This is a genomic window from Myxococcus sp. RHSTA-1-4 (assembly GCF_020037125.1).
Taxonomy (GTDB): Bacteria; Myxococcota; Myxococcia; order Myxococcales; family Myxococcaceae; genus Myxococcus.
In genome coordinates this window covers 239,944-248,043 of sequence record NZ_JAIQDG010000013.1, presented here as the reverse complement: position 1 = coordinate 248,043, position 8,100 = coordinate 239,944, and the positions used below count along the sequence as shown (strand labels likewise).

The window sequence follows — 8,100 nt, the reverse complement described above, 5'->3', positions numbered from 1 at the left end:
GCGGAGCTCCTCGCCGACCTCGTGAAGGCCACGCCCGGCGACGAGGGCAAGTGGTTCGCGGCCGCGAAGGACGCCGGGCTCTACGACGAAGCTCTCGCGCTCGCGAGCCGCACGCCGTGCGACCCCAAGACGCTCACGCGTGCCGCACGCGACTACGCGGAGGACCAGCCAGCGTTCGCCGTCGGCGTCGGGCTGCTCGCGCTGTACTGGCTGGTGCAGGGCTACGGTTACGAGATCACGGGCGCCGACGTGTGGGCGGCGTACCGGTCGGCGCTCGTCGCCGCCGAGCGCCACGGCAGTGCCGCGGAGGTGAAGGACCGAATCCGCAAGATGGTCGCAGCGGAAGGTACGCGCGATGGGTTCGTGTTGAAGGTGCTCGGCAGGGAGCTGGGGCTGTGAGGGAGCGCGCGCGGAGAAGCGACACTCGATCGTCTCGAGGTTCGTCCATTCGCCCTCGTCGTCCGCCTCCCAGCCGCGCCGACTCCAGCGCCTACTCGATGCATGCCGAGGCCCTCCCCTCCTACACACGATTCAGGACCTGACCCGGACCGGTGACCTCCTTGAACTTCACCCCCGTGGCACCCGCGCGCTCCAGAGCCTCATTGATGTCTACGAACACGATGAGCGCAACGTGCCATCCCCAGGTACGAAACACCTTTGCATCGCCCACCTTCGTGGGGTCGATGCGCATGCCCGAGACGGAGGAATACTTGCCGACCTTCTCCGGCAGTCCATCCTCCTCGGTCCAGTAACGCACCTCCGCGGACGCCTTGTCGGCGATGCACTTCACGATGCGGATGACGTTCAGGATGAAATACGGATCCGATTGCCCCTCGATGCTCACCGGAATGAGCTGCACATCCGCGGGGGCCAGCTCCGTGAAGATGGACGCCGCGCGGGCGTGGACGACAGGGATGCCAAAGGCCGCGTGAGAGAAATCGAGCGGCCTGCCAGGAGACCTGATGGGGGCTACGGGGCGTTTCGGGAAGTGCGCGGGCTCCCCTCTCTTGAGGAGCCAGGGCCAGACCTCCTTGCCCCCTTCAGCGTCGGTGAGCTTCCCCAGCTCCCAGCGTCCAGGGAGATAGACGTCGTCAGAGAGCTCGAAGTAGCGCGGCGCCATGGTGAACTCGTAGCGTCACGCGCTCCGGGTCGCCAGCTGTTGTGCCAGGTGTTCTCGGATGAGATCCTCCGAGCCAGATTCTGAATTAACGCGCGATTGGGTTGGTTGGAGGGTGATAGCGAACTGGTTGATTGAATTGCGCATAGGCCGCAGCGTCGCCGGCAATAGGGGCCTACGTCTCGATGGCGACCGGAACGCCGACCTGCTGGGCCACCGGGGTCCAGATGTCCGTCTCGACGCCGGGTGTCTCGATGGAAACGACGAGGGCGTACCGCGCGCCCTTCTCGCTCCGGTCCCGCTTCGGCTGATCCTTCCACCAGCCGCTCACCGGGTAGATACCGATGACACCACGCTCGGCGAGGTCGGCGGCGAAGCCCTGCAGGATATCTGAGTGAATCGAACCGTGGTTGCGGGCCTGCTCGCCGAGGTACCACTCCGACGAATCGCCGCCGGTCGCGGGCTTCGCCTCGTCCTCGTCGAGCGCGCGCCGGTTGAGCCGCTTGCGGAACTCCTCGACGGACTCGGTCGGGCCCTTCACCTCGAAACGGAGGGCATGCGACGCGTAGCAGTGACGCTTCTTCCAGCCGCGGCGCCCCGGATTCGGCTCGACGAAGTAGGAGAGTGTCACGCGCAGCCGCACAGGTGTCTCACCGAGGCCTTGCAGCACCTCGCGCGGCCAGGGCAGATCGAACAAGTGCATCTCGCGCATCTTCCCGTCGACGAACGGCCGGATGCTGCCCTGCGCGATCAGCGTGAGCGCGTCGCCTGCGCTCCTCAGAGCTCGGCTGAGACTCGGCACCCCGAATCCATAGCGACGCACGAGGCGCGCGCGGGCGCGCTTCCCGCTCGCACCTCGCAGGTGCGTCTGCATCCGCGCCGTCCACTCGGCCGAGTGAACAACGAGCGCACGCACGGCCTCGGGCCAGAGCGTTGGGTACTCGGCCGCGATGATGGCGGCCATGCGCGCGGCCTGCGCGGTCGCCGCGCTCGTCGCCCAACTCAGGACGAGCGGCTTCTGCGCGGGCTGGTAGTGGGTGGAGAGCAGGCACAGGTCGGGGCACGGGAAGTCGACCTCGCCCTTGGCGTTCTTCACGATGTTGCCGCCCTCGAAGACGACGTCCGGCTTGATGGGCCAAGCATCGGCGAACACGACCCCCGTCGTACTCCATGGCGAGAGGTCACCCGCGTGCGCCACGGGCTGCCAGCCGCTCCATTGCGGATCCTGGACGATGGCCTTCTCGGTGAACGCGCCGACAGTCAGCGCGTTCCACGCCTGCGCCGGGTCGTGGACCGCATCGGTGTCACTACGCTCGAGGTGCGCGATCTGGAGCGCACTCCCATCGACGTTCCCGGCGCTCACGACGAAGAGTCGGCGGACGGGTTCGTTGCCGTCATCGAGGTACACGAGGCCCTTGCTGCTTGCATCGAGCGCTCGTCCTGCGGCCAACGCATCGACCGCAGCCGACCACGACGTCGGCTGGCCACGATCTCGCTCGTCGAGCGCCGTCACAGCCATGGAGAAGCAACGCTGTCGGTCGGGAGCCTGGATTTCGACGCGGCTCGTCGCCTCCGCGGTGATGGCTCCGTACAGCTCGGGCGGGTTCTGGCCGTTCGGAGGCAAGATCTTCACGGACTCGAGCCCGTGGCGGAGCTGCACCGGCCCCGAGCCAGCCAACACCGGTGTCAGGTCACCGTAGAGAGCGAGGCCGGCCATCTCGGTACCGTGGCCGTCGTGGTCGTGTGCGCCCCAAGCAGGCTCGCAGGTGTGACAGTCGGACGCCGCGAGCGATGCCGCGAGGAGCGGGTGGCCACGGGTCACGCCGGTGTCGAGCACGCAGACCGCGGGTGCGGCGGCCGCGGGCGGCGTCGTCCGCGCGCTCAGCTCCTCGACCCAGTCTCCCTGTTCATCGGGCGCCATGTCGGAGAAGACCGTCGCGGTTTCCTTCGCGCGGCGCACCTCCGCCAGGTCGTTGAGCACGTCAATGGAATCAGAGAGCTGCTCCGCTGTCGCGCGAACCAGCGTGACGATGCGGTCGTCGAACTGCAGGCGGCGCGCGGCCACGTCAACCTGCCTGCGCCCGGCGAACTCCATGAGCCGTGCGAGCTCACTACCGTCTTGCCGACGCAGCCAAACCTCCCACCAGATCGTCTCGTGATCCTCCGGGTAGACCTCGGGCGCGTCCGTCCAGAGGCCGCGGAGCGTTGAGAGCCGCAACGCGGCCACAGGGTCGAGCATTTCCTCGTGGCGTCGCTCGCCCTTCGACTTCGGCGTCGTCTTCGCGTAACGCTCGAAGCGCGTGACGAAATGCTTCACCTTTCCTTCGGGGACGAAGACCGTCGCGCGCTCGACTCGCCGCAGCTCTGCCTCCTCTGTCTGTGAGTGGCTGACCGCGACAAGCTCGATACCCTGCCGTGCATCTTCGAGCGACGAGAGATTCAGGGGCACGCCGGGCTGGCTCTCGAACTGCACGTAGAGCCCCGGCACTGCGCCGTGAACCTGGATTCCGGCGTCGGTTCGACGCTGGTGCGCCTCCACGACAGCCGACTCAAGCGCCTGCTTGAGCGCCTTGCCATGCGCCGCTCGGCTTGCAGGAGCCGGTGGCTTCGGGATGTCGATCTTCCGCCCGTGCGGCTTGTAGGCCTCGGCCGTCGGCTTGCCGGAGACGATAATGTGCTTGCGGTTCCGAGGAGCGGCCACGCGTCAATCTCCGTGACGAGCTACGCGTGCGTACCGCGCCGTTCCTCAAGAGCGAGGACGAGTTCGGTGTCACAAACTGCGGTGGAGTGGTCGAGGATCGCGTTCTTCGCCGCCTGCTCGCAGGCCATGGCGATTTCGGCGTGACTGAGCCCCTCGGAGGCCTTCACGGCGGCACCCCAGTCGATCGCCGACGTGTCCATCAACCCGAGGCGCGCTCGCATCACGCGCGCCGCGATGTCTCCGGTAGGCAGGGTGTACTCAAGCACGGCATCGAAACGACGGAAAAGCGCCCGATCGAGCAGGCCCACGTGGTTCGTAGCTCCGAGCACGAGGCTGTCAGACTCGTCCTGCTCCAGGAACTGGAGGAAGGAGTTGAGCACGCGACGAATCTCGCCGACGTCGTTCTTGCTGCCGCGCTCTCCCCCCAGGGCGTCGAACTCGTCGAAGAAGTACACGCCTCGCGTCGACTGAATCGCATCGAACACGAGCCGCAGCTTGGCGGCGGTCTCGCCCATGTACTTCGTGATGAGACCATCGAGCTGAATGCTGAAGAGAGGCAGGCCCAACTCGCCCGCGAGAGCCGCTGCAGTCATCGTCTTGCCGGTACCAGGCGGGCCGACGAGGAGGAGTTTCCGCATGGGGACGAATCCGTGCTCGCGAATTCGATCCCGTTGGCGCTGCTCATTGAGAATCCGGTCGAGGCGAGTGCGCAACACGTCGGCGAGGGCCATGTCGACGACACGGGTCTTTGGGTAGCTGACCGTGAGCAGGCCCGCCAACTCGCCTCGTGGCTGGGCCAGCGGGACGGCCTTCGGGCCACGGACCGGTTCGACCTCCTTCGCACGTGCCTTCACCTGATCGACGAGTTCGCGCAGTTCCTGGGCGAACTTGCCGTGGCCGCTTCGTGCCGCCTGCGCGGCGACCTGCATGGCGATCGCGTAGAAGCGCGTGTCGTCGCCATCGGCGTGGCTCCGGATGAGCGCTTTGACCTGGTCCGCGGTTGCCATGACTCCCTTCTTTGTAGCCTGAGCACCAGCCCAGGAGCCATCGCAAGCACTGGACCCCAGCCAGCGCCCAAAAGGTGAAGGCCCTGGAGCCCCCAGCTTTCGCCAAGGACTCCAGGGCCTTCTATGGTCGGGGCGACAGGATTTGAACCTGCGACCACTTGCACCCCAAGCAAGTGCGCTACCAGGCTGCGCTACGCCCCGGCACTGCTGCTGCCGTCGTGAAACGGTGCGCCCTTATGCCCCCACATGACGCCCAGGTCAAGCAAGAGCAGCAGGCCACCGTGGGAAAACTCACCCCTCGCCGTCCTCCATTCCCTCCTCGTCGAAGTCCTCGCCCCGGGCCTCCGCCGCGTCCGCCGCCGCTTCTTCGCGCGCGTCGATCTCCGCGTGGTTCTCCGGCGGCGCCTCGCCGTTCAGGGCGCTCTTCAGCACCTGGCTCGGCCGGAAGGTCAGCACCCGGCGCGCCGAGATCTCGATCTCCTTCCCGGTCTGCGGATTCCGCCCCACCCGCGCCTTCTTCTGGCGCACCTGGAAGTTGCCGAACCCGGAGATCTTGATCTTGTCCCCGCGCTCCAGCGTCTCCTTCAAGGTGTCGAACACGAGCTCCACGATCTCGGCCGACTCCTTCTTCGAGAAGCCGACCTTCTCGTAGACGCCCTCGATGATGTCCGCCTTCGTCATGCGATTCCTCGGGATGCCCTCGGTGCGATGAACGCGAGGGCACTGTCGCAGCCTTCCCGGAGACGTGTCAACCCTCTGACTTCATTCAGGAATTCAGGCCCGCAGCGCCGCCCCCAGCCGCTGCTTCACCTGCTCGACGATGCGCTGGTGCGCCTCGTTGACCTCCACGTCGGTCAGCGTCCGCTCGGGCGCCCGGTAGCGCAGCGCGTACGCCAGGTTCTTCTGCCCCTCCGGAATCGGCTTGCCCGTGTACACGTCGAACACCTGGGCGTCCTCCACCAGCGGCTTCCCCACCTCCAGGATGACCCGCCGCACCTCGTCGTTCGGCAGCTCCACCGGCACCACCACCGCCAGATCCCGCAGCACCGCCGGGAAGCGCGGCAGCGGGTGGTACTCGGGCACCAGCCGGGCGGCCGCGTACAGCGGGTCCGTGTCCAGCTCGAAGGTGAACACTCCCTCCGGCAGTCCCAGCGCCTTCACCACGCGCGGGTGCAGCTCGCCCACGTACCCCAGCAGCGTGCCGTCCGCCGTCTTCACCTGCGCACACGCCCGCGGGTGGTACGCCGGGTGCTCACCCGGAGTGAAGGTGGCCCCGTCCACGCGCAGCGCGCCCAGCACCGCCTCCAGCGCCCCCTTCGCGTCGTAGAAGTCCGCCTTCGCGTCCTTCTGCGTCCAGCTCCGGCCACCGCCGCGCAGGCCCCACACCAGGCCGCCCACGCGGTGCACCTCGCGCGCCGCCGGCCGCTGGCCCTGCCCACCCTCCGCGTCCCGGAAGTAGGCCCGGCCCGTCTCGTAGATGGCCACCGACTCCACCTGGTGCCGCACGCTGCGGGACAGGTTCTCCAGCAGGCCCGGCAGCAGGCTGGTGCGCATCACCGACTGCTCCGCGCTCAGCGGGTTCAGCAGCGCCACCGGCTGCTCCTTCCCGCCCAGCACCTCCAGGCTCTTCGGCGCGACGAACGAGTAGTTCACCACCTCGTCCAGCCCCGCCCCCGCCAGCGCGTGCCGCATCCGCCGCTCCGCCTCGACGTGCGCCGGCTCCGGCGCCAGCTCGGGCAGCCCGCGCGGCAGCGTCGCGGGGATGTTGTCGTAGCCGTACACGCGGGCGACCTCTTCCATCAGGTCCTCCTCGCGCTCCACGTCCACGCGGGCCCGGGGCACCTCGTACGTCACCTGCCCCGTCCCCTCCTCCACCGCCTTGAAGCCCAGCGCCGCCAGAATCCGCCGCACCTCCGGCTCCGCCACCGCCACGCCCAGCACCTTCTCCACCCGGCCAAAGCGCAGCGTCACCTTCCGCGGAGGCTTCGGCGCCGGGTACACGTCCACACGCCCCGGGGCCACCGTGCCACCGGCCAGCTCCGCGATGAGCTGCGCCGCCCGGTCAATCGCCGGCACCACCGCGTCCAGGTCCGCCCCGCGCTCGAAGCGGTGCGACGCCTCCGTGTGCAGCACGTGACGCTTCGCCGTCCGCCGCACCCCGGAGCCCACGAAGTTCGCCGACTCCAGCACCAGGCGCTTCGTGCCCTGCGTCACCTCGCTGTCCCCGCCGCCCATGACGCCCGCGAGCGCCTGCGCCCGCGTCCCGTCCGCGATGACCAGGTCATCCGGGTCCAGCGTCCGCTCCTTGCCGTCCAGCGTCGTGAGCTTCTCGCCCTTCCCCGCCATGCGGACCACGATTTCCTGCCCGCCCAGCTTGTCCAGGTCGAACGCGTGCAGCGGCTGGCCGTACTCCAGATTCACGTAGTTGGTGACGTCCACCACGTTGTTGATGGCGCGCACGCCGCACGCCTTCAGCCGGTCCTGCATCCACTGAGGGGACGGGCCAATGGTGACGTTCTCCACCACCCGCGCCACGTAGCGGGGGCACCGGTCCGGAGCGTCCACGCGCACCTTCACCCGCTCCGCCGCCGGCGTGCCGGACTCGGCCGGCTTCGGCTGGGGCACCTTCAGCGCGGAGCCCGTCACCACGCCCACCTCGCGCGCCACGCCCAGGTGGCTGAGCGCGTCCGGCCGGTTCGGGGTGACGTTCACCTCCAGCACCACGTCGTCCAGGCCCAGGGCCTCGGCGATGGGCATGCCCGGCTTCGCGTCCGCGGAGAGGATGAGCAGCCCGCTGGACTCCTCGCTCAGCCCCAGCTCCTTGGACGAGCAGAGCATGCCGAAGCTGTCCACGCCGCGCAGCGCCGCCTGCTTGATGTCCGCGCCGTTGGGCAGCTTCGTGCCCACCGTGGCCAGCGGCACCTTGTCGCCGACCTTGTAGTTCTTCGCGCCGCACACCACCTGCACGAGCGCCGTCCCGCCGATGTCCACCTGCGTGACGGACAGCTTGTCCGCGTTGGGGTGCTGCACGGACTCCTTGATCTGCGCCACCACCACGCCCCGGAGCCCCTCGGACGGACGCTCCAGGCCCTCAATCTCCAGGCCCGCGGCGGTCAGCTTTCGCGCCAGCTCGTCCTCGGACGGCGGCAGCGCCACGTAATCACCCAGCCACTTCACCGAAATCTTCACAGGTCCACCCTCTTGCCCAACGGCTGGAACTCGGAGGCCCGGCCTCCCCGCCTCGCTCCGAGGCGGGGCCGCGGCCCCCACGGGAC

4 protein-coding genes, 1 tRNA gene and 2 pseudogenes are annotated in these 8,100 nt (G+C 68.5%); 1 reads left to right on the top strand and 6 read right to left on the bottom strand.

Features of this window, described 5'->3' with window-relative positions; genetic code table 11:
- Positions 1 to 399 (top strand): annotated as a pseudogene (locus K8638_RS19565) (hypothetical protein); the annotation flags it as partial.
- 121 nt (positions 400 to 520) lie between these two features.
- Here K8638_RS19565 and K8638_RS19560 read toward each other — a convergent pair.
- The 6 genes and pseudogenes from K8638_RS19560 to pheT all read right to left on the bottom strand — a co-directional run bounded on the left by K8638_RS19560 (position 521) and on the right by pheT (position 8,014).
- Entirely contained in the window at positions 521 to 1,120 is a 600-nt protein-coding gene (locus K8638_RS19560; protein WP_223756072.1) for an imm11 family protein, read from the bottom strand.
- Positions 1,121 to 1,292: 172 nt separating this feature from the next.
- A complete protein-coding gene (locus K8638_RS19555) occupies positions 1,293 to 3,818 on the bottom strand; it encodes a S8 family peptidase (RefSeq protein ID WP_223756071.1) in 2,526 nt (841 codons plus the stop codon).
- 20 nt (positions 3,819 to 3,838) lie between these two features.
- The gene (locus K8638_RS19550) at positions 3,839 to 4,825 is read right to left on the bottom strand and encodes an AAA family ATPase (RefSeq protein ID WP_223756070.1); all 987 of its coding nucleotides are present in this window, start codon (positions 4,823 to 4,825) and stop codon (positions 3,839 to 3,841) included.
- A 124-nt stretch (positions 4,826 to 4,949) separates the two neighbouring features.
- A tRNA-Pro gene (locus K8638_RS19545) sits at positions 4,950 to 5,026 on the bottom strand.
- Positions 5,027 to 5,227: 201 nt separating this feature from the next.
- A pseudogene (locus K8638_RS19540) lies at positions 5,228 to 5,506 on the bottom strand (integration host factor subunit alpha); the annotation flags it as partial.
- 93 nt (positions 5,507 to 5,599) lie between these two features.
- Positions 5,600 to 8,014 carry a phenylalanine--tRNA ligase subunit beta gene (gene pheT / locus K8638_RS19535; protein WP_223756068.1) on the bottom strand — a complete coding sequence of 805 codons (2,415 nt, stop codon included), beginning with the start codon at positions 8,012 to 8,014 and terminating at the stop codon, positions 5,600 to 5,602.
- Between the last annotated feature and the right edge of the window lie 86 nt (positions 8,015 to 8,100).